General features: G+C 70.0%; 17 protein-coding genes. 11 read left to right on the top strand and 6 right to left on the bottom strand.

Annotation, left to right across the window (positions count from 1 at the left end; all coding sequences use genetic code 11):
* Positions 1 to 98: 98 nt before the first annotated feature.
* Positions 99 to 1,277, top strand: coding sequence for an adenylyltransferase/sulfurtransferase MoeZ (moeZ, locus tag IE302_RS40010; protein ID WP_093933776.1), 1,179 nt, complete (start codon positions 99 to 101; stop codon positions 1,275 to 1,277).
* Between the two features lie 102 nt (positions 1,278 to 1,379).
* Here moeZ and IE302_RS40005 read toward each other — a convergent pair whose 3' ends face one another.
* Entirely contained in the window at positions 1,380 to 2,339 is a 960-nt protein-coding gene (locus IE302_RS40005; protein WP_191259666.1) for a hypothetical protein, read from the bottom strand.
* Positions 2,340 to 2,445: 106 nt separating this feature from the next.
* On the opposite strand from IE302_RS40005, the gene IE302_RS40000 reads away from it, so the two are divergent.
* The gene (locus IE302_RS40000) at positions 2,446 to 3,243 is read left to right on the top strand and encodes a TIGR02569 family protein (RefSeq protein WP_191259665.1); all 798 of its coding nucleotides are present in this window, start codon (positions 2,446 to 2,448) and stop codon (positions 3,241 to 3,243) included.
* Between the two features lie 41 nt (positions 3,244 to 3,284).
* Here the strand turns inward: IE302_RS40000 and IE302_RS39995 are convergent, their stop codons facing one another.
* From IE302_RS39995 to IE302_RS39985, 3 genes are read right to left on the bottom strand one after another with little or no spacing between them, the layout of a single operon-like run.
* Positions 3,285 to 5,516 (bottom strand): FtsX-like permease family protein, encoded by a 2,232-nt coding sequence (locus IE302_RS39995; protein WP_191259664.1) that lies wholly within the window; start codon positions 5,514 to 5,516, stop codon positions 3,285 to 3,287.
* On the bottom strand, positions 5,513 to 6,193 hold the full coding sequence (locus IE302_RS39990; RefSeq protein ID WP_191259663.1) for an ABC transporter ATP-binding protein: 681 nt from the start codon (positions 6,191 to 6,193) through the stop codon (positions 5,513 to 5,515). The genes IE302_RS39995 and IE302_RS39990 overlap by 4 nt, the downstream gene beginning before the upstream one ends.
* 15 nt (positions 6,194 to 6,208) lie before the next feature.
* Positions 6,209 to 6,733: a PadR family transcriptional regulator gene (locus IE302_RS39985; RefSeq protein WP_191259662.1), complete on the bottom strand. Its 525-nt coding sequence runs from the start codon at positions 6,731 to 6,733 to the stop codon at positions 6,209 to 6,211.
* A 250-nt stretch (positions 6,734 to 6,983) separates the two neighbouring features.
* Here IE302_RS39985 and IE302_RS39980 point away from each other — a divergent pair, with 250 nt between their 5' ends.
* From IE302_RS39980 to IE302_RS39955, 6 genes are read left to right on the top strand one after another with little or no spacing between them, the layout of a single operon-like run.
* Positions 6,984 to 9,053 carry a molybdopterin oxidoreductase family protein gene (locus tag IE302_RS39980; RefSeq protein ID WP_191259661.1) on the top strand — a complete coding sequence of 690 codons (2,070 nt, stop codon included), beginning with the start codon at positions 6,984 to 6,986 and terminating at the stop codon, positions 9,051 to 9,053.
* Complete coding sequence (locus tag IE302_RS39975) at positions 9,050 to 10,477, top strand: FAD-dependent oxidoreductase (RefSeq protein ID WP_191259660.1); 1,428 nt, start codon at positions 9,050 to 9,052, stop codon at positions 10,475 to 10,477. The genes IE302_RS39980 and IE302_RS39975 overlap by 4 nt, the downstream gene beginning before the upstream one ends.
* 44 nt (positions 10,478 to 10,521) lie before the next feature.
* Positions 10,522 to 11,880: a nitrate/nitrite transporter gene (locus tag IE302_RS39970; protein ID WP_191259659.1), complete on the top strand. Its 1,359-nt coding sequence runs from the start codon at positions 10,522 to 10,524 to the stop codon at positions 11,878 to 11,880.
* Positions 11,880 to 14,384 (top strand): nitrite reductase large subunit NirB, encoded by a 2,505-nt coding sequence (nirB, locus tag IE302_RS39965; RefSeq protein WP_191259658.1) that lies wholly within the window; start codon positions 11,880 to 11,882, stop codon positions 14,382 to 14,384. Before IE302_RS39970 ends, nirB begins: the two co-directional genes overlap by 1 nt.
* Positions 14,381 to 14,728 (top strand): nitrite reductase small subunit NirD, encoded by a 348-nt coding sequence (gene nirD / locus IE302_RS39960; RefSeq protein WP_191259657.1) that lies wholly within the window; start codon positions 14,381 to 14,383, stop codon positions 14,726 to 14,728. The genes nirB and nirD overlap by 4 nt, the downstream gene beginning before the upstream one ends.
* Complete coding sequence (locus tag IE302_RS39955) at positions 14,725 to 15,828, top strand: uroporphyrinogen-III synthase (protein WP_191259656.1); 1,104 nt, start codon at positions 14,725 to 14,727, stop codon at positions 15,826 to 15,828. The genes nirD and IE302_RS39955 overlap by 4 nt, the downstream gene beginning before the upstream one ends.
* A 73-nt stretch (positions 15,829 to 15,901) precedes the next feature.
* Here IE302_RS39955 and IE302_RS39950 read toward each other — a convergent pair whose 3' ends face one another.
* Together IE302_RS39950 and IE302_RS39945 are read right to left on the bottom strand one after the other, a co-directional pair.
* Positions 15,902 to 17,020: a DNA glycosylase AlkZ-like family protein gene (locus IE302_RS39950; RefSeq protein ID WP_191259655.1), complete on the bottom strand. Its 1,119-nt coding sequence runs from the start codon at positions 17,018 to 17,020 to the stop codon at positions 15,902 to 15,904.
* Positions 17,021 to 17,029: 9 nt separating this feature from the next.
* Positions 17,030 to 17,425, bottom strand: a complete 396-nt coding sequence (locus IE302_RS39945) for a DUF3224 domain-containing protein (RefSeq protein ID WP_191259654.1) — start codon at positions 17,423 to 17,425, stop codon at positions 17,030 to 17,032.
* Between the two features lie 60 nt (positions 17,426 to 17,485).
* On the opposite strand from IE302_RS39945, the gene IE302_RS39940 reads away from it, so the two are divergent.
* Genes IE302_RS39940 through IE302_RS39930 form a run of 3 tightly spaced genes read left to right on the top strand, consistent with a single transcriptional unit; the run spans position 17,486 to position 20,601 of the window.
* Positions 17,486 to 18,454: a helix-turn-helix transcriptional regulator gene (locus tag IE302_RS39940; protein WP_191259653.1), complete on the top strand. Its 969-nt coding sequence runs from the start codon at positions 17,486 to 17,488 to the stop codon at positions 18,452 to 18,454.
* Complete coding sequence (locus IE302_RS39935) at positions 18,447 to 19,256, top strand: uroporphyrinogen-III synthase (protein ID WP_191259652.1); 810 nt, start codon at positions 18,447 to 18,449, stop codon at positions 19,254 to 19,256. The genes IE302_RS39940 and IE302_RS39935 overlap by 8 nt, the downstream gene beginning before the upstream one ends.
* A 55-nt stretch (positions 19,257 to 19,311) precedes the next feature.
* Positions 19,312 to 20,601, top strand: a complete 1,290-nt coding sequence (locus tag IE302_RS39930; protein WP_191259651.1) for a sensor histidine kinase — start codon at positions 19,312 to 19,314, stop codon at positions 20,599 to 20,601.
* The last annotated feature ends 48 nt before the right edge of the window (positions 20,602 to 20,649 follow it).

The following is a 20,649-nucleotide window of genomic DNA, read 5'->3' as shown; positions in this document are numbered from 1 at the left end:
GGAATATCCCAGGATTTGAAACAGGGGAAGTCGTTTCCGCCCTCTCGTGTTGTAGATACTGGGATGCGACCCGCGATCCACGCGAGATGGAGGACCCGATGTCAGGCACGCTGCCGCCGCTCGTCGAGCCGGCCGCCGAGCTCACCAAGGAAGAGGTGGCCCGGTACAGCCGTCACCTGATCATCCCGGACGTCGGGGTGACCGGGCAGAAGCGGTTGAAGAACGCCAAGGTGCTGGTCATCGGCGCCGGTGGCCTCGGCAGCCCCGCGCTGCTGTACCTGGCCGCGGCCGGGGTCGGCACGCTCGGCATCGTCGACTTCGACGAGGTCGACGAATCGAACCTGCACCGCCAGGTCATCCACGGCCAGTCCGACATCGGCAAGCTCAAGGCCGCGTCGGCGCAGGAGACGATCGCCGAGATCAACCCCTTCGTGAAGGTGCACCTGCACACCGATCGGCTCGAATCGTCGAACGCGCTGGAACTGTTCGAGCAGTACGACCTGATCCTCGACGGCACCGACAACTTCGCGACCCGCTACCTGGTCAACGACGCCGCCGTGCTCACCGGCAAGCCCTACGTGTGGGGCTCGATTTACCGGTTCGAGGGGCAGGCGAGCGTGTTCTGGGAGGACGCGCCGAACGGCAAGGGCCTCAACTACCGCGACCTCTACCCCGAGCCGCCGCCGCCCGGCATGGTCCCGTCGTGCGCCGAGGGTGGCGTGCTCGGCGTGCTGTGCGCGTCGATCGGGTCGATCATGGTCAACGAGGCGATCAAGCTGATCACCGGCATCGGTGAGCCGCTGCTGGGCAGGCTCGTCAGCTACGACGCGCTGGAGATGAAGTACCGCGAGGTCAAGATCCGCAAGGATCCGGAGACCCCGAAGATCACCGGGCTCATCGACTACGAAGCCTTCTGTGGTGTCGTGTCCGACGAAGCCGCTTCGGCCGCCGCGGGCAGCACGATCACTCCGGCCGAACTCAAGGCCAAGTTCGACAACGGCGACAACTTCGCCCTCATCGACGTCCGCGAGCCGCACGAGTACGAGATCGTCAACATCAAGGGTGCGACGCTGATCCCGAAGGACCGGATCCTCTCGGGCGAGGCGCTGGCGGAACTGCCGCAGGACAAGCCGATCGTGCTGCACTGCAAGTCGGGCGCACGTTCGGCCGAGGCCCTCGCGGCGCTGCACCAGGCCGGGTTCAAGGACGCGACCCACCTCGGTGGCGGCGTGCTGGCCTGGGCGCGGCAGATCGACCAGAGCCTGCCGACTTACTGAGGTATCGCCGCTCTGACCAGTGGGAAGAGAGCAAGGGACCTTTGCTGTCGTTAGTTAGTGTGCTAACGAACGCTAGCAAAGGTCCCTTGCTCCCCAGAGCCGTCAGTAGCCGAGCGACCTGCCCGTGAAGATCGCGCGCACGAACTTCGCGAACCCGGCGAGAACGTCCGTCCGGCTCCCGCTGGGAGCTTTCGGCATGGACGCGATGATCTCGGCATCGGTCAGCGGATGGGTCTTCCCGGCCAGTTCACGCAGCTCGTCGGGCTTCCAGTTGTGGTTTCCCGCGACGTGCACCGAAAGCGCTCCGCGCCGCTGGACGAACTCGATCCTGTCCGCGTTCTGCCGGATGAACTCGCCGTCGCCGACCGAAGCGCACGTCGCGCCCAGAAGACGCCAGTCGGTCTTCACGGGTGTCTCGCAGCTTTCGACGGCGTCGGTCACGAAGGTCCAGACAGGCGAGATCCACAGCTGAGGCGCGTACTCGACGATCAGCGATCCGGAGTCCTCGGTCGCCTTCGTCGGGAGCCGTTGAGGACCGAAGTCGGCCGCGAGCGTGCGCTCGCGCGGGACTCCGACCCCGGCCAGCCGCCGGGCGGCGGTGTCTTCGGGAAGGGCCGAGGGAAGGGCGATCCCGCCCGCGATCAGCGCGATCAACAGCACCCCCGCGCCTGCCCGCACCCAGTTACCGGGTGCGAACAGCCCGGCGGCGAGCGCCACCGGTACTCCGAGGAACGGCAAGGCGAACCAGGGGTCGAACGCTTTCGCCACTTCCAGCACGAAAATCGCGCCGAAGACGCCGAAAGTCCCGACCGCGACGGCCCAGGCCAGCCGAGGCCACGGCTTCGCGCGATCCGGGAAAGCCAGGTAGCCGACGAGATACACCACTCCGATCGACACGAGCGGGACCGGCAGCGCGACCCAGGGAACGTGCAGGAACGCGGCGAGCGGGAGCAGCAGGCCCACGGTGACCGAGCCCAGCGTTCCGAGCAGCCACAAGGTGCCGAGCGCGAGGGCGACGAGCGGCCCGTCGGTGAGGCGGCGCTGCGCCGTTCGGGGGGTCACGGCGGAAGAATGGCAGGTCAGGAGTGATCGTGTCTTGAGTATCGCTACTCAATGACCAGCGCGTCTTCTCGTTCGTGGCGCGGAAGACGGGGTAACGTGCCCAGCCGTGCGTGCCACCCTTGAGAGCCCTCCGGATCACGTCTGTTCGGCGTTCGGCGGACGTACCGGTGACGCGGAGCCGATGCCCGGCACCACCGCCTGGCGTTACGCCGATCTCGTGCTCAAGCCGGTAGAGGACAAATCGCGGACCTTGTGGACGGCCCGGGCGCTGGAGGCCATCGACGAGCCGGGACTGCGGGTCGCGAAGCCGGTCCGGTCCAGCGACGGCCGCTGGGTGGTCGGCGGCTGGTCGGCGAACCGGTTCGTCTCCGGTACCGCCGAGCACCGCTACGACGAGGTCGTCCACGCGGCGGTCAAACTGCACCGGGCGACGGCGGGGCTGCCGCGGCCGGACTTCCTGGGACGGCGCACCGATCTCGAGGCCTTGGCCGACAAACTCGCCTGGGGCGAGACGGACCTGCCCCTCGACGAGAACAAGGGCGGCCGCTGGTTCGAGGTGCTGGCCGGCTCCCGAAGACCCGTCAAACTGCCGGACCAGGTCGTCCACGGGGAACTGCTCGCCGGTGTGCTGTTCGACGGCGACGCGGCTCCCGGCATCGTCGATTTCGTGCCGTACTACCGGCCGGGCGAATGGGGCGCCGCGATCGTCGCGGTCGACGCGCTGGCCTGGGGCGGCGCCACCATCGATCTCCTCGACCGCTGGGCACATCTGCCCGAATGGCCCCAGCTTCTGCTGCGCGCGGTCCTTTTCCGCCTGGCCGCCAACGCTCTCGACCCGCGGTCGACGCGAGCGGCGCACGACGGGCTCCGCGCCGCCGCTCGCGACGTCAGCGCCGTGCTGTGAGCCCGTGGAGGCCCCTGAAGCAGAGGCCTCCACGGAACGGCTCACTCGGTGCGCAGGCTTTCCGCCTTCGCCGCCGAGCGGACGGACGGCAGCGTCGACGCCGTCACCAGCAGCACCATCACGATCGCCGCCGCGGCGAGCACGCCGACCGCGGCCCAGTCGATGTACAGCGATCTCCAGAACAGCCGCTTGCCCACCGCGGCGATGCCGATCCCGGTCGCCGTCGCGATCACGATCCCCAGCAGCAGCGGAATCCCGTTCTGCCACACCAGGGAGCGGAGGATCACGCGGACCGGGACCCCGGTGGCGGACAGCGCGCCGAGGGCCCGCCGCCGTTCGCGGACCTGTTCCTGCGCGAGCACGAGCAGGCTCACCCCGGCCAGCAGCAGGACGAACAGCGCGCCGCCGAGCAGGATGTTCCGCGCGTCCCCGAACATCCTGGCCTCGTCGCTGATCCGGTTCTTGTTGTACGAGGCCACGGTGGCTTCCCAGCCGAGCGAGGCGACCGAGTTCCGCACCAGTTCGACGAAGTCCGGATTCGCGGCCCCGTCACGCAGGCTCATCATGACCGAGGCGGCCGTCAGATCGACGCCCGCCACCGCGGACGGCGTCGCGAACACGCGCACCCCCTGGTATTGAGCGAGGCCCGCCGGCTTCGAGCCGAGCGGTCGCGGCGTCACCGGAACGGTCCAGGGCTGTTCCTTCTTGTCGAGGTCGGTGAGTGTCAACGACTGTCCTTTGTGGAACGACGGGATCTCGGCGAACACGTCGCCGTCCTGGCATCCCGACATTCCTGTCGACGCTTCGATCGTGAGGCAGTCGGCGACGGCGAACGAGGAGAGCGCGCCGTCCATGGTGACGAACAGCGAGCGCATGGACTGGAAATCGGCCGCGCCCGGCACCGCGCGCACCGCTGCCACCGCCTTGTCCGCCACCGGGCCCTCCGCGTTGACGATGGTCCGGCCGTCCGTCGTGTCCTGGTAGGCGCCCAGCGCCGCCTGTCCCGCCATCAGGCTCTGCAACCCGATCGCCCCGGCGAGCACCACGCAGAGGCCCGCGACCACCCGCGACGGGGTTCCGCTGTCGCTCTGCAGACGCCGGATCGCGAGCTGGAACGACGGTGACCCGCCCTTGATCCGGGACACGACGCGGTCCAGCAGCCACGGCAGCAGCGCCGGGATCCCGAGCATCAGCAGGACCGCCCCGGCGATCAGGGCCCAGCGGCCGAGTTCACTCGCCACGCCGAAGTCCGGGAGCACCAAGGCGATTCCGGCGACGACCGGCAGCAGCCGCCACCACAGCCGCCGCTTCGGCGGCGCGGACTCGCGGACGACGCCGAGCGGTTCGACGATCGTGTGCCGCTGGGCGAACCACGTCGTCGCCACGGTCAGGGCGGGGACGAGCAGCACGATCAGCACCACCAGCGGCCACGGCGGCGCGAGGTCCTCCGGGTAGAGCCCGAAGCGGAACACCTGGAGGTCCGGCACCGCACCGCGCACCAGCAGGAACAACGCGGCGCCGACGACGAGTCCGGCCACGGCGCTCACGAGCGATTCCGCCGCGGTGATCCGGCGCAGCTGCCGGACCGACGAGCCCGCCAGCCGCACCGCGGCGAGCCGCCGGTCACGGGCGGCGCCGCCGAGCCGGGAGAGGGTTCCGATGAAGATGAAGACCGGTGTGAGCAGGACGAAGAGCCCGATCAGCAGCAGCGCCAGGACTCCCTGTTCGAGCATGGGGTCGTAGCCGCGTTCGGCGCCGAAGCCGTAAACCATCGGCCCGGACCGCAACGTGTCCGTGCCGACGTAGGCCAGCAAGTCGTTCGGGTTGACCATGGTCCCCGGCGCGATCACCCCGACCTGCTTGCCGGGCAGCCGTGGCGCCAGCAGGCCACTGGTGTCGGACGCGACGAGTTCGTCCAGTTTCGGCGAAAGGAAGACCTCGCCCGGCGCGGGCAGCCGGTCCACGCCCGGCGGGATCGGCGAGTTCGGCCCGGTGGGCCGCAGGTGGACGAGCGAGATCGCCTGACCGCGGAAGTCGGTCGTCGCCGCACGGTAGGCGAGCGGGGCGACGCCGGGGATCGGTTCGCTCTTGACGGAGGCGGCGAACGTGCGTTCGTCCCGGTTCTCCTTGATGGTGCCCGCGGAAGCGCCGGCCAGCAGGATCGCCACCGCGAGCCCGATACCGAAGGCGCTCAGGACGAGCCTGACGATCGAGCCCCGGCCGCCCCCGACGGCCAGCCGGAACCCCAGCAGCAGGTCTTCGCGTCCGGTCACCGGGTCACCACCGGTTCCCGTGTCCTGCCGTCTCTCACGATGACCTCCCGGTCGGAGTAGGCGGCCACCCGCGGTTCGTGGGTGACCAGGACGACGGCGGCGTTCGTCTGCTTCGCCGTCTCCGAAAGCAGGCGCATGACGAGTTCGCCGCTGAGCGTGTCCAGCGCGCCTGTCGGTTCGTCGGCGAAGACCACCGCAGGTTCGGTGATCAGCGCCCTGGCCATGGCGACCCGCTGGCTCTGTCCGCCCGAGACCCGGCCGGGGGTGCTCTCGGCCGAGTCGCCGACCTCCAGCCGGTCGAGCCAGGTCCGCGCGAGCCGCTCGGCGGGGCGGCGTTTCATACCGCCCAACCGCAGTGGCAGCGCGACGTTCTCCAGGCAGCTCAGTTCCGGCACGAGCTGCCCGAACTGGAAGACGAAGCCGAATTCGGTCCGCCGCAGGGCACTGCGTTCGGCGTCGGGCGTGGTCGCGAGGTCGCGGCCGCGGAACAGCACCTGTCCCCGATCGGGCCGCACGATGCCGGAGAGGCAGTGCAGCAGGGTCGATTTCCCCGAGCCCGACGGGCCCATGATCGCGACGATCTCGCCGGCTTCGAGCGTCAGCCCGGCCCCGGCCAGCGCCTGATCGGGGCCGAAGGCCTTGTGCAGGCCCGAGCCTTGTAACAACGGTGTTTCCACTTTGTGGTCCCCAGGTCAGCGCGTCAGCTGGCGCGCGAGATCGTCGAGCCGGGCGGCGGTGAGTTCCAGCCAGCGCAGATCCGCTTCGAGGTGGAAGAGCGCGTGATCGCAGATCAGCTGGTCGGCGAGGTCGCCGTCGGTCTTGCGGGTGGTCAGCTCGCGCATGGCGCGGAGGTGGGAACCGCGCTGGGTGTCGAGCAGTTCCTGGGCGCCCCGGCCGGACAGGAGCGCGAGCACGACCTTGGTGTAGAGCGTGTTCTGCAGGTAGACCGAGGGACTTTCCGGACTTTTCAGCCATTCCTCGACGTTGGTGACGCCTGCCGCGGTGATCGCGTACCGCTTCCGGTCCGGACCGCCGCCCGCTTCGATGCCGTTCTCCTCGACGAGCCCGTTCTTCAGGAGCCGGTTCAGCGTCGAGTAGACCTGCCCGTAGTGCAGTGGGCGGTCTTGGCGGAACTGCTTGTCGTAGAGCTGTTTGAGGTCGTAACCGTGCTTGGGGCCCGCTTCGAGCAGGCCGAGCAAGGTGTTCCCGATGGACATGCGGGGGACTATACACACGATCTATACACATGGTGAATAGTGGGCTGAAGGGGCCCATCGCCGTATGGCACGCGGTGAAGGGAGCTTTCACCGCGTCGCATGCGGGGAAAGTCCCCTTCAGCCCCCGCCCGACCTCACGGTGTGACGTCCATCGGCGGCGGGCAATGTCAAACGCCTGAAACATTCAGGAGTTTTCAGGTAACACGGCCTACCTACCTTCAAGCGCTATCGACGCCTGGAGGAGGTGCCCGTGCCGCTCGCCGCCCCCACCGCGACCGCGGTGGACACGCACTGCCCGTACTGCGCCCTGCAGTGCGGGATGAGCCTCGACGGCGCCCGCGTCGCCCCGCGCGACTTCCCGGTCAACGCGGGGGGCCTGTGCCAGAAGGGCTGGACGTCGGGGGAGCTCCTCACTTCGCCGTCCCGTCTGACGACGCCGCTGATCCGCACCGGCGGCGAACTCCGGCCCGCGACCTGGGACCAGGCGCTCGACCTCGTCGCGCGGCGGCTCACCGAGATCCGGGCCGCGAAGGGCGCAGACTCGGTCGCCGTCTTCGGCGGCGGCGGGCTCACCAACGAGAAGGCGTACCTGCTGGGGAAGTTCGCCCGAGTCGCGCTGGGCACCTCGCAGATCGACTACAACGGCCGGTTCTGCATGTCCTCGGCGGCCGCCGCCGGGATCAAGGCCTTCGGCGCCGACCGCGGGATGCCGTTCCCGGTCACGGATCTCGCCGACGCCGACGTCGTCCTGCTGATCGGCGCGAACCCGGCCGAGACGATGCCGCCGTTCACACAGCACTTGCGCGGCGCGGACCTGATCGTCGTCGACCCGCGCCGCACCCCGACCGCGGAACTGGCCGGCCTGCACCTGGCGCCCGCGCCGGGCACCGACCTGGCCCTCGCGCAAGGGATCCTGCACGCCGTCGTCGCCGACGGCCTGCTCGATCAGTCCTATGTGGACGGGCGCACGAACGGGTTCGAGGAACTGTGGCGGTCGGTCGCGGCGTGGTGGCCGGAGCGCGTCGAGCAGGTCACCGGCGTCTCCGCCGCGGATCAGCGCCGTGTCGCCGCCAAGCTCGCCGCGGCCCGCAACGCCTACGTCCTCACCGCGCGCGGCACCGAGCAGCACGCCAACGGCACGGCGATGGTCAACGCCTGGATCAATCTCGCGCTCGCCCTCGGGCTGCCGGGTCGCGAGGGCTCGGGGTTCGGCTGCCTGACCGGGCAGGGCAACGGACAAGGCGGGCGTGAGCACGGCCAGAAGGCCGACCAGCTGCCCGGCTACCGCAAGATCGACGATCCCGCCGCCCGCGAGTACGTCGCCGGGGTCTGGGGTGTGCCGCCGGAATCCCTGCCGGGCCCGGGCCGCTCGGCCGTCGAGCTGCTGGAGGCGCTCGGCACCGAAGACGGGCCGAGCGCGCTGATGGTGTTCGGCAGCAACCTCGTCGTTTCCGCGCCCCGCGCCGGGAACATCCAGGAGAAAGTGTCCTCTTTGGACTTCCTGGTGGTCTCGGACCTCGTCCTGTCGGAGACCGCGGCGATGGCCGACGTCGTCCTGCCGGTCACCCAGTGGGCCGAGGAGGACGGCACGATGACCAACCTCGAAGGCCGGATCCTGCTGCGGCGCAAGGCGATCGATCCGCCGTCCGGCGCGAAGACCGATCTTTGCGTGCTTTCCGAACTCGCCCGCCGGTTCGGGCAGCCCGACGGCCGGTTCCCGGCCGACGCGGAGACCGTCTTCACCGAGCTCCGCCGGGCGTCCAAGGGCGGCGTCGCCGACTACTCGGGCATCACCTACGACCGGCTCCGCGACGGCGAGGCCCTGTACTGGCCCGTTCCGGCGGAATCGCATCCCGGCACGCCGCGGATATTCCTCGACCGCTTCGCCCATGCGGACGGCCGCGCGCGGTTCATCCCGGTGGACCACGTCGGCCCGGACGAACCGCCCGACGCCGAATTCCCCTTGCAGGCCACCACCGGCCGGGTCCTGCAGCACTACCAGTCCGGCGCGCAGACCCGGCTGGTCAAGGAACTCAACGACGTCGTGGCGGAGGCCTTCGTGGAAGTACATCCCGACACCGCCACCCGGGCGGGACTGGCCGAGGGCGACCTCGCCGTCGTGCGGTCCCGGCGCGGGGAGACCCTCGCCCGGGTTCGCTGCGTTTCGTCGCTGCGCCCGGACCTGGTGTTCCTGCCGTTCCACTTTCCAGGTGAAGGCAGGGCGAACCTGCTGACCAACCCGGCGCTCGACCCGACCAGCCGGATGCCCGAGTTCAAGGTGTGCGCGGTCGCGCTCGCCCCGGCCGAGGTCGTCGCGTGAGCCCCCGGTCGGTGGTCATCGCCGGATACGGGATGGCGGGCGCGCGGCTCGCGGACGAGATCCAGCGCCGCGATCCCGACGGCGACCGCGTGCGGCTCACCGTCGTCGGCGCGGAGAAGCACACCGCCTACAACCGGGTGCTGCTCTCGTCGGTGGTCGCGGGCACCATGCGCCCCGACGCGGTCCGCCTGCACGACGACGAATGGCCGTCCCGCACCCGCGCGGACCTGCGCCGCGGTGTCTCCGCGACGTCGATCGACCGGGACTCGCGCCGCGTTCACCTCGACGACGGGTCCACTGTGGACTACGACGCGCTCGTGCTCGCCACCGGCGCGAACCCGTGGATGCCGCCGGTCGAAGGCCTCGAACCCGGTCCGGACGTCGTCGCGTTCCGCACCCTCGACGACTGCGCCCGCATCCTCGACGCCGCCAAACTGGGCGCGCCGGTCGCCGTGCTCGGCGGCGGTCTGCTCGGCCTGGAAGCCGCGCGCGGCCTGGCGGGGCGGGGGAATCTCGTCACCGTCGTGCATCCGATGCCGCACATCATGGAACGGCAGCTGGACGCGGAATCCGCGCGGGTGCTGACCAGGAAGCTCGAAGAACTCGGCGTCGATTTCCGGCTCGGTGTCGGCGCCGCGCGCTACGTCAGCGGTGACGGGCTCAAACTCGACGACGGCACGCACGTGCCCGCCGATCTCATCGTCGTCTCCACCGGGGTCCGGCCCGAGACGAAACTGGCCGTGGACGCCGGGCTGACCGTGGAAGGCGGCATCGTCGTCGACGATCTGCTGCGCACCAACGACGGCCGGATCCACGCGATCGGCGACTGCGCGAAGCATCCCGGCGCGTTCGGCGGGCTCGTGCAACCCGCGTGGGAGCAGGCCGCCGTCGTCGCGGATCTGGTCACCGGGACGAAATCCGCGTCGCGGTACCGCGGCACCCAGGCGGTCACCCGGCTGAAGGCCCGCGGGATCGACCTCACCGCGCTCGGCGAGACGATGACCGGCGCGGACGACCCGGCCGCCGAGGTGCTCACCTTCAGCGACCCGGCGGGCTGCCGCTACGGCAAGCTCGTCGTCCGTGAGAACCGCGTGGCCGGCGCGATCCTGCTCGGCCTGCCCGACGCGGCCGCGATGATCACGCAACTCTACGACCGCGGCACACCCGTGCCCGAAGACCGGCTCGCCGTCCTTTTGGGACGCGCGCTGCCCGCCGGGGCGCCGTCTGCGTCGAGCCCGGCCGATCTGCCCGCGTCGGCGGTCATCTGCCGCTGCAACGCGGTGACCAAGGGGCGGCTCGTCGAGGCCTGGCGCGCCGGTGCCACCGACGTCCCCGCCCTCGCCGGGGCGACCAGGGCGACCACCGGCTGCGGCGGCTGCAAGGACGCCGTCGGCGGGGTCGCGAAATGGCTGGCCGCCCAATGATCCGGCTACCGGAAACCCGAACCACGCCCACCGAGGAGGACCGCATGACCGCTCGCGGTAAACGCTGGATCGAGCACTGGGACCCGGAGAACGAGCGGTTCTGGGAGGAGACCGGCAAGAAGGTCGCCCGGCGCAACCTCTGGTTCTCCGTCCTGGCCGAGCACATCGGCTTCTCCGTCTGGACATTGTGGTCGGTCATGGTCCTGTTCATGGGGCCGCAGTACGGTTTCTCGGCGGCCGACAAGTTCCTGCTCGTCTCGACACCGACACTGGTCGGCGCGTTCATGCGGCCGCTGTACACCTTCGCCGTCGCGAGGTTCGGCGGCCGGAACTGGACGGTCGTCAGCGCGCTGCTGCTGCTGGCGCCGACGATCCTCGCGGCGATCGCGATGGAGCCGGGCACGTCGCTCGGCACCTTCGTGCTGATCGCCGCGCTCGGCGGGGTCGGCGGCGGGAACTTCGCGTCGTCGATGACGAACATCAACGCGTTCTACCCGGAGAAGCACAAGGGCTGGGCGCTCGGGCTCAACGCGGGCGGCGGGAACCTCGGCGTGGCGGCGATCCAGCTGATCGGCCTGCTGGTCATCGGCACCGTCGGCGCGACCGCGCCCCGGCTCGTGCTGGCGATCTACCTCCCGCTGATCGTGCTGGCCGCGACGTGCGCGTACTTCTTCATGGACAACCTCGCCTCGATGAAGGGCGACACCAAGGCGATGCGCGAGGTGGTCAAGGATCCGCACACCTGGGTGATGTCGTTCCTCTACGTCGGCACGTTCGGTTCGTTCATCGGTTACAGCTTCGCTTTCGGCCTGGTGCTGCAGAACCAGTTCGGCCGCACGCCGCTGCAGGCGGCCGCGGTGACCTTCCTCGGCCCGCTGCTCGGTTCCTTCTCGCGTCCGACGGGCGGCTGGCTCGCCGACCGGATCGGCGGCGGCAAGGTCACCTTCGTGACGTTCGTCGGGATGGCCGCGGCGACCGTGGTGCTGATCCTGGCCTCGACGTCGAACTCGCTGGCGCTGTTCACCGTCGCGTTCATCGTGTTGTTCGTGCTCACCGGCATCGGCAACGGCTCGACGTACAAGATGATCCCGGCGATCTTCCGCGCCAAGGCGAAGGTCGCGATCAGCGAGGGCGCGGACGAGACGCTGGAAATGCTGAAAGCGCGCAAGCTTTCCGGTGCGTTGATCGGGCTGGCCGGGGCCATCGGCGCGCTCGGCGGGTTGTTCATCAACCTGGCCTTCCGCCAGTCGTTCGCGGACACGAAGAGCGGGGTGCCGGCGTTCGTCGCCTTCCTCGTCTTCTACGGCTTGTGCTTCATCGTCACCTGGGCGGTGTACCTGCGCAAACAGCAGACGGAGGTGGCGAGCACCCGAGGCCTGGCGCTCGCCGGGGCGGAGGTCTGATGCGGAAACTCGTCGTCGCGGGACATGGCATGGTCGCGCACCGGCTCGTCGAAGCGGTGCGCGCGGAGGACAAGACCGGCGAATGGGAGATCGTGGTGCTCGCCGAGGAGGCGCGCCCCGCGTACGACCGCGTCGCCCTGACGTCCTATGTGGACACTTGGGATCCGGCTTCGCTCGCTCTTGACGGAGCGGAGTACGCCGGTGATCCGCTGGTCGAGCTCCGGCTCGGTGACGCGGTCGCCTCGGTGGACCGGGAGCGCAAGGTCGTCGTCACCGAGGCCGGGTACGAACAGCCGTACGACACGCTCGTGCTCGCGACCGGTTCACGGCCGTTCGTCCCGCCGGTGCCGGGGCACGACCTTCCGGGCTGCTTCGTCTACCGGACGATCGAGGATCTCGACGCCATCCGGGAAGCCGCGCAGCGACCCGGCCGTGGACGGCGTTCGGCGGTCGTCATCGGCGGCGGGCTCCTCGGGCTGGAAGCCGCGAAGGCGTTGCGGGACATGGGGCTCTCGCCGCACGTCGTCGAGATGGCGCCGCGCCTGATGCCGCTGCAGGTCGACGAGGGCGGCGGCGGCCTGCTCCGGCGGCTGATCACCGAACTCGACGTGACCGTCCACACGGGAACGTCGACCGACGCCATCGAGCCGGACGGCTCTCGCTACATCGCGAAGCTGGGCAACGGCACCGAGCTGGACGTCGATCTGGTCGTGTTCTCCGCCGGGATCCGGCCGCGCGACGACCTCGCCCGCTCGTCCGGGCTGGACGTCGGCGCGCGGGGCGGCATCCTGGTCGACGACTCCTGCCGGACGTCGGATCCGGCGGTGTACGCGATCGGCGAATGCGCGGCCGTGGACGGCAAGGTGTACGGCATCGTGGCGCCCGGTTACGCGATGGCGGAGATCGTCGCGGCGCGGCTGACCGGCGGCGAGGGCACGTTCCCCGAGCCGGACATGTCGACGAAGCTCAAGCTCATGGGGGTCGACGTCGCCAGTTTCGGCGACGCGCACGCGGCGACCGAGGGCGCGCTGGAGGTCGCGTTCAACGACGCCGTCGCCGGGACGTACAAGAAGCTCGTCGTCTCGGACGACTCGAAGACGTTGCTCGGCGGGGTGCTGGTCGGTGACGCGAGCGAGTTCAACACGCTCCGGGCGATGGTCGGCAGGCCGCTGCCCGCCGAACCGGGCGCGATCCTCGCCCCCGCCGGTGGCGGAGCGGCGGTCGGTGTCGACGCGCTGCCCGACGCCGCGCAGATCTGTTCGTGCAACGCGGTTTCCAAGGGCGCGATCACGCACGCGATCACCGAAGAGGGCTGCGATTCGGTCGCCAAGATCAAGGGCTGCACACGGGCGGGCACGGCGTGCGGATCCTGTGTCCCGCTGCTGGGCAAGCTGCTGACGGCTTGCGGCGTCGAGCAGTCCAAGGCGCTGTGCGAGCACTTCCCGCAGTCCCGCGCGGAGTTGTTCCAGATCCTGCAGGCCACCCGGATCAGCACGTTCAGCGAGATGATCGACCGCTACGGCACCGGGACCGGCTGCGCGATCTGCAAACCGGCGATCGCGTCGATCCTGGCCACGCTCGGCAACGGGCACATCCTCGCCGGCGAGCAGGCGACCCTTCAGGACACCAACGACAAATTCCTGGCGAACCTCCAGCGTAACGGGACCTATTCGGTGGTGCCGCGGATTCCCGGCGGCGAGATCACGCCGGAGAAGCTCATGGTGATCGCGCAGGTGGCGATGGATTTCGGGCTGTACACCAAGATCACCGGCGGACAGCGGATCGATCTGTTCGGCGCCACCGTCGACCAGCTCCCGCTGATCTGGCGGCGGCTCGTCGACGCCGGGTTCGAATCCGGCCACGCGTACGGGAAGTCTTTGCGCACGGTCAAATCCTGTGTCGGTTCGACGTGGTGTCGCTACGGCGTGCAGGACAGCGTCGGGCTCGCGATCGAGCTGGAGCTGCGGTATCGCGGCCTGCGCTCGCCGCACAAGCTGAAGTCCGCGGTTTCGGGCTGCGCGCGGGAATGCGCCGAGGCACGGAGCAAGGACTTCGGCATCATCGCCACCGACAAGGGCTGGAACCTCTACGTCGGCGGGAATGGCGGCGCGACCCCGCGGCACGCGGACCTCCTGGTGTCCGAAGTGGACACCGAGACGCTGATCCGCACGATCGATCGGTTCCTGATGTTCTACGTCCGCACGGCCGACCGGTTGCAGCGCACCGCGCCGTGGGTCGAGGAGATGGAGGGCGGGCTCGACCATCTGCGCGCGGTGATCGTCGACGACAAGCTCGGCATCTGCGAGGATCTCGACGCGGCGATGGCCAAGCACGTCTGCGACTACGCCGACGAATGGCGCGGAGTGCTGGAAGACCCGGAGAAGCTGGCGAAGTTCAGCTCCTTCGTCAACGCGCCGGGCACACCGGATCCGACGATCTCGTTCCGCACTGAACGCGACCAGAAGGTACCCGTGCTGCTGGGCATCCCGGAGGTGAAACAGTGACGACCTCGATCGAGCGCACCTGGACCGCCGTCTGCGCGGCCGGTGCCGTCCCCGAATGGTCCGGTGTGGCCGCCCTGCTCGACGACGGTGTGCAGGTGGCGATCTTCCGGCTGCCCGACGACCGGTGGTTCGCACTGTCCAATCTGGACCCGGTCAGCGGCGCCGCGGTGCTTTCGCGTGGGATCGTCGGCGACGCGGGCGGTGTCCCCGTCGTGGCTTCCCCGGTGTACAAGGAACGGTTCGACCTGCGGACCGGCGAATGTCTCGACGCCGAAGGGGTTTCGGTCACGGCGTACGGGGTGCGGGTCACCGGGGGTGTGGTGGAGGTCGAGGCTTCCCCGTGACGGAAGTGCCGCCCCTGGCGGGCTTCGTCATCGGGATCACGGCGGCGCGGCGAGCGGACGAGCTCGGCGCGCTGTTCGTGCGTAAGGGTGCGACCGTGCGTTACGGCCCGGCCATCCGGATCGTGCCGCTCGCCGACGACACCGAACTGCGCGCCGCGACGGCACGCCTGCTGGAAGAACGGGTCGACGCCGTCGTCGCGACGACCGGGATCGGCTTCCGCGGCTGGGTCGAGGCGGCCGAAGGCTGGGGGCTGGGGGAGGAACTGCTGGAGCGACTGGGCAACTCTTCGCTGCTGGCGCGTGGCCCGAAGGCCAAGGGCGCGATCCGCGCGGCCGGTCTGTCGGAGGACTACTCGCCCGCGTCGGAGAGCAACGCCGAGGTGCTGCGGCATCTTCTTGAGTCCGGTGTGGACGGTCAGCGGATCGCGGTGCAACTGCACGGCGAGCCGCTTCCGTACTTCGTGGACAGTCTGCGCGCCGCGGGCGCGGAGGTGATCGAGGTCCCGGTCTATCGCTGGGTCGGCCCGGCCGATCCCGGGCCGCTGGACCGGCTGCTGGACGCCGTCCTCGACGGTTCGGTGGACGCGCTGCCGTTCACCAGCGCGCCCGCCGTCGCGTCCCTGCTGGCGGTGGCGAAGCGGACCGGACGGCTGCCGGGAATCGTGCGGGCGCTGGAAAAGCGGGTCGTGGCGGCGTGCGTCGGACCGATCACCGCGGCACCGCTGGCCGCGCTCGGGATCCCGACGGTCCAGCCCGCGCGGTCGCGGATCGGGGCGCTGGCGCGGACGGTGTCCGACGCGCTCGAAGCCCGTTCCCCGCGGCTGACGGCAGGCGGGCGGAGTATCGAACTGCGCGGTCAGGCGGCGCTGGTCGACGGGGAGTGGTGTGACATCGCGCCCGCGCCGATGGCGATGCTGCGGGCGCTGGCGGAGTCCCCGGGGCGGGTGTTCTCGCGGCGGGAACTGATCTCCGCGTTGCCCGATGGCGGCGAGGAGCACGCCGTCGAAACCGCCATCGGACGCCTGCGGAGTTCGCTGGGGTCGCCGAAGCCCGTCCAGACGGTGGTGAAACGGGGCTACCGCCTGGCCGTCGACCCGTAATCCCCGCATTTAGTCCTCTGGATGCGGTAGTTGCACGCGCAAGGACCGCATTCAGAGGACGAAACGTGAGAGGTCAGGAGAAGGTGACGCGGTGGTCCGGGAACTCGCGGGCGGCGGCGACCCGGGCGGCCTCCTCCTCGGCCGCCTTCCGCACGGCCGGGCGGAGCGCGTCGAACGCGGCGACGGTGAAGTCGAGCCGCTTCTTCCCGCTCGCCTTGGCCCGCCACACACCGGCGATCTCGCCTTCGGCCAGCAGCGCGCCGGGACTGCCGAGGATCTTCCAGACCTCCTTCTGCCTGGCCTTGTCCGGCACCACCACCGCGCGATCCCGCGCCTGGACGAACGGGTCCAGCGGCGGCAGCAGGCGCACCACATCCGGCTCCGGCGGGTTCTCCAGCAGCGCCACCCGGTCTTCCGGCAGGAACGCCTTCTTGCCGTCGACCCGGACCTCGACCAGATTGTCCGGCCACATCGCGTCGACCCCGGCGCGGGTCGTCCCGACGTACGCGGCGGCGTCACCGGGGGCGGCCGGCCCGTTGATCCGCAGGTAACCCTCGATCACGCGCGCCGCCGCCTTGGCGTCCGGGCTCGTCTTGAGCGCGCCCCGCTTTTCCAGCGGGGCCAGCGTCGCCGGGGTCGCGCCCGCCTCCAGCCGGACCCCGGCATGGATCGACGCGACCCGCATCAGCTGCTCGTAGATGTGCACGACCCCGCAGCCGCGGCAGGCGTACGAGAGGCCGTCGGGGATCAGTTCGGTCACCGCACCGCTGACCGTGCCCTTGGTCTGAACCCCGGTGACGACCTTCCGGATCGCCTTCGCCGCGGTGAACAGCGCGTCCGTCGCGGACATGCCCGCGGCCTCGACCTGCTTGCGCTGCCAGAGGATCCGGGCCATCGCGTCCTTCTCGTCGAGCGGCACGAGGGCGGCCCGGATCGCGTCCAGTTCCGCGCGGCGGTGGAAATGCGGCGCGCCCCGATGCGTCCACGCGAGCACGAAGCGTTCGTAGTCCCAGACCTCGGGCGTGACATCGCCGTCGACCCGGGCGGCGAGGCCCAGCAGGGCGGTGTCCCGCACGGAATCCTGCAGCCCGAGGTCGAACACGGCCGCCGCGGCCGGATCCGTCTCCTCCCGGTGCAGTCCATGGGCGGCGATCCGGTACGCGAGCACCTGCTCGCGGTCGACCTCGAGCACAGGTCCTCCCTAAAGCGAGTAGTCGAGCGTGTACGACATCGCCGGTGCACCGAGGGCACCCGAAGTGGTGCCAGTCCCGGTGAGCGCGGCGAGTTCACCCGTTCCGGAGCCCTTGACGACCTCGAACGTCGAGGCGAAGCCCTTCTCGTCGAAACCGGTGTCGTGCTTGATCACGAAGCTGCCCTTGCGCCCGTCCACGCTGCCCTCGAAACGTTCGAAGCCCGGGGCCGTCGTGCCGTTGCCGTCGTATCCCTCACCCGCGTAGTACAGCAGGTAGTCGAGGATCGACTCACCTTCGATCACCCCGCTGTAGCCGAACGTGGCATGCGCGTAGGCCACTCGCGGCCCGCCATCGGTACCGCTGACGATGACTTCTTCCCAGTTCTTCACGGCGAACTCGTTCATGGGTTCACCCTGTCAGCCATACATGTCAGGTTGTGTCAGGTTTTAGGGGATACTGGAGTCATGCGCGCGAGCAGGCTCCTGTCGGTCCTCCTCCTGCTGCAGAACCGCGGCCGGATGACGGCCGAGGAACTGGCGGCGGAGCTGGAGGTGTCGGTCCGGACGGTCTACCGCGACGTCGAGGCGCTGTCCGCGGCCGGAGTCCCGGTGTACGCCGATCGCGGGCGCACCGGCGGCTACCAGCTGGTCGACGGCTATCGCACCCGGCTGACCGGGCTGACCGAGGAAGAGGCGCAATCGCTTTCGCTGGCGGGTCTTCCGGGCGCGGCCTCCGAACTCGGGCTCGGCACCGTCCTCGCCGCCGCACAGCTCAAACTGCACGCGGCCATGCCCGCGGAGCTGCGCGCGGGGGCGAGCAAGATCTCCGAGCGGTTCTACCTGGACGTCCCGGGCTGGCATCGCGGGATCGAGAGCCTGCCGCGACTGTCCGAACTGGCCGACGCGGTCTGGCACGGGCGGCGGATCAAGGTCCGGTACGAACGCTGGGGGCAGCGGAAGGTCGAGCGCGTCCTCGAACCGCTGGGCTTGATCCTCAAGGCGGGGAACTGGTACCTCGCGGCGCGGTGCGACGGGACCGACCGGACCTACCGCGTCTCCCGGATCGAAGAGCTCGAAGAACTCGGCGAGACCTTCGAACGGCCGTCCGACTTCGATCTCGCGCGCTACTGGCGGGAGTGGTCGGAGCAGTTCGAAAAGCGGATGTACTCGCGGACGGCGGTGGTCCGGTTGAACGAGCACGCCCGCATACTGCTGCCGTTCTACCTCGGGGCCGTCGGGGCGCGGGCGTTGCGGGAAGCGGACGCCGAACCGGATGAAAACGACTGGCTGACGATGGAGCTGCCCGTGGAACCGGGAGAATCGGCCGTCGGCGAACTGCTGCGCTTCGGCGGGAACCTCGAAGTGCTCGAACCGGCGGATCTGCGTGAGCGGCTGGCGGAGGAGATCAGGAGGATGGGCGCGCGATATGGCTGATCTGGCCGGAATCACGATCGGGATCACCGCGGAGCGGCGGGCCGACGACTTCATCGGCGCGCTGGAACGGCACGGCGCGACCGTGCTGCACGCGCCCACCATCCGCATCGTTCCCCTGCCCGACGACACCGAACTGCGGGCGGCGACCGACGCCGTGCTGGCCGGACCGGTCGGCTTCACCGCGGTCACCACCGGCGCCGGGTTCCGCGGCTGGCTTTCGGCGGCCGAAGGCTGGGGGCTGCGCGAACCGCTGCTGGAACGACTGTCGGCGTCACGGATCTTCGTGCGTGGCCCGAAAGCGGCCGGCGCGGTGCGGGGTGAGGGGCTGCGGGAGGAATTCTCCGCGCCCGAAGAGAGCAACGCGGAACTGTTCGAGGGCTTGCGCGACGCCGGGGTCCGCGGGGAACGGGTCGCCGTCCAGCTGCACGGCACCCTGCTGCCCGAACTCACCGGACTGCTGCGGGACGCGGGCGCGGACGTCGTCCAGGCACAGCCGTATCGCTGGCTTTCGCCCGCCGATGTCGAACCTGTGCACGAACTCGTCGAAAGCGTGATCTCCGGCCGGGTACGCGCTTTGGCCTTCACCTCCGCGCCGGCGGCGGCGAATCTGCTGACCCTGGCGGGCTCACGGCGCGAGGACCTTCTCGCCGCTTTGCGAGGTCCGGTGCTGTGCGCGTGCGTCGGACCGGTGACCGCGGCACCGCTGGAAGCCGCCGGCGTCCCGACCCTGCAGCCCGAACGTCAGCGTCTCGGCGCCTTGGTGAAACTTCTCGTCGCGGAACTGCGCATTCGGCCGTCTTGACGCGGTCAGCCCGCTTTGCCAATCTCGACGCATCGGACGCACGGGAGGGCGGCGGATGTCCGAGTCTCAATCGGTCACTTTCGTGCGCGCGATGTTGAGAAAGGGCTCTTCGGTGCTGGGCGCCAGCCCCGCCGACGAAGCACCCGATCCCGACTCCGTTCCGGACTGGCGCTATCGCGAAGATTCCGCGGATTCGATGCTCATGCGCGCGATCCGCTACTCCGCGCTGGGCCCGATCTTCTATCGCGTGGCCGCGTTTCCCAAGGTGTACATCGGTTTCGCGGTCTCGAACGGCTCGGCGGGGATCGTCCCGGTGCTCGGCACGACGATCTTCGCGGTGCTGCTCAACGTCTTCGCCGTCTGGTGGGTGGTGCGCGGCCGCGGGGTCCGGGCGAAGACGTCCGGGCGGCTGATGTACGCGGATCTCGTGGTGGGCGTGGTGCTCACGACGATCGTGGCCGTGGCCGCGCCGACCGAGATCCAGCCGTTCGCCATCGACGTCGCGTGGACGTGGATCGTCGGGACGGTGGCGCTGTGGACGCTGTCGTTCGGACTGCCCGCCGCCTTCGTGTTGCTGATCGCCGCCTTCCCGTTCCGGGCGTTCCTGACCTGGATCGGCGGGCTCCCGCTCGACCATCCGCTCGCGGTGAGCCGGTCGGTGGGGTGCATGGTCGCGCTCGTCGTGGCGGTGGTGACCACGGCCGGGATCCTGATCCTGCTCGGCGTCGGGACCCGGTTCGCGCTGGGGATCGGGATGCGCCGAGGGCAGCGCGCCGAACGCCTGCGGACCCAGCGGGTCATGCACGACAGCGTCCTCCAGGCCTTGGAAGCGATGGGACTGGAGGCGCCGGACGACGATTCCGCGGCCGCGGAACGGCTCACGGAGTTGCGCGCGACCGCGCGGGCGCAGGCCGCCGAACTCCGCCGGGAACTGGTCGGCCCGGACGCGCCGTCGTCCCGCGGACTCGCCGCGGACCTCGCCGAAGTCGCCACCGAAATGGCGCGCGACGGCCTCCGCACCCAGCTCGTCGCGGCCGAGACCGAAGAGGACTACCGCCTCTCGCACGCGCGCCGGACCGCCATCCGTGACGCTGTCCGCGAAGCGCTCCGAAACACCGTGAAGCACGCCGGGACGAAGCAGGTCGTGCTTCGCGTCGAAGAGAGCGACGGCGGCATCGCGGTCATCGCGCGGGATCAGGGGACCGGCTTCAGCATGCTGGAGCGGCCGCCGGGGTTCGGGATCAGCCAGTCGATCATGGCGCGGCTGGCGGAGGTGGGCGGCCGAGGGACGATCGATTCGCATCCGGGGCGGGGGACGCGGGTGACGCTTTGGGTGCCGCACTGAGGCTTTGCCGGCTTCCGCGCTTTGTCGCTGTGGTCTGGTGGTACATGA

Origin of the sequence: Amycolatopsis oliviviridis, assembly GCF_014654365.1 — a bacterium.
GTDB lineage: Bacteria > Actinomycetota > Actinomycetes > Mycobacteriales > Pseudonocardiaceae > Amycolatopsis > Amycolatopsis oliviviridis.
This window is presented reverse-complemented; position numbering and strand designations above follow the sequence as displayed.

Bases quoted from the DNA above. Each gene is read 5' to 3' on its own strand.
- nirB (WP_191259658.1), top strand. From the start codon at position 11,880: ATGCGGAAACTCGTCGTCGCGGGACATGGCATGGTCGCGCACCGGCTC.
- IE302_RS39945 (WP_191259654.1), bottom strand. From the start codon at position 17,425: ATGAACGAGTTCGCCGTGAAGAACTGGGAAGAAGTCATCGTCAGCGGT.
- IE302_RS39940 (WP_191259653.1), top strand. From the start codon at position 17,486: ATGCGCGCGAGCAGGCTCCTGTCGGTCCTCCTCCTGCTGCAGAACCGC.
- IE302_RS39970 (WP_191259659.1), top strand. From the start codon at position 10,522: ATGACCGCTCGCGGTAAACGCTGGATCGAGCACTGGGACCCGGAGAAC.
- IE302_RS39985 (WP_191259662.1), bottom strand. From the start codon at position 6,733: ATGTCCATCGGGAACACCTTGCTCGGCCTGCTCGAAGCGGGCCCCAAG.
- IE302_RS39930 (WP_191259651.1), top strand. From the start codon at position 19,312: ATGTCCGAGTCTCAATCGGTCACTTTCGTGCGCGCGATGTTGAGAAAG.
- moeZ (WP_093933776.1), top strand. From the start codon at position 99: ATGTCAGGCACGCTGCCGCCGCTCGTCGAGCCGGCCGCCGAGCTCACC.
- IE302_RS39935 (WP_191259652.1), top strand. From the start codon at position 18,447: ATGGCTGATCTGGCCGGAATCACGATCGGGATCACCGCGGAGCGGCGG.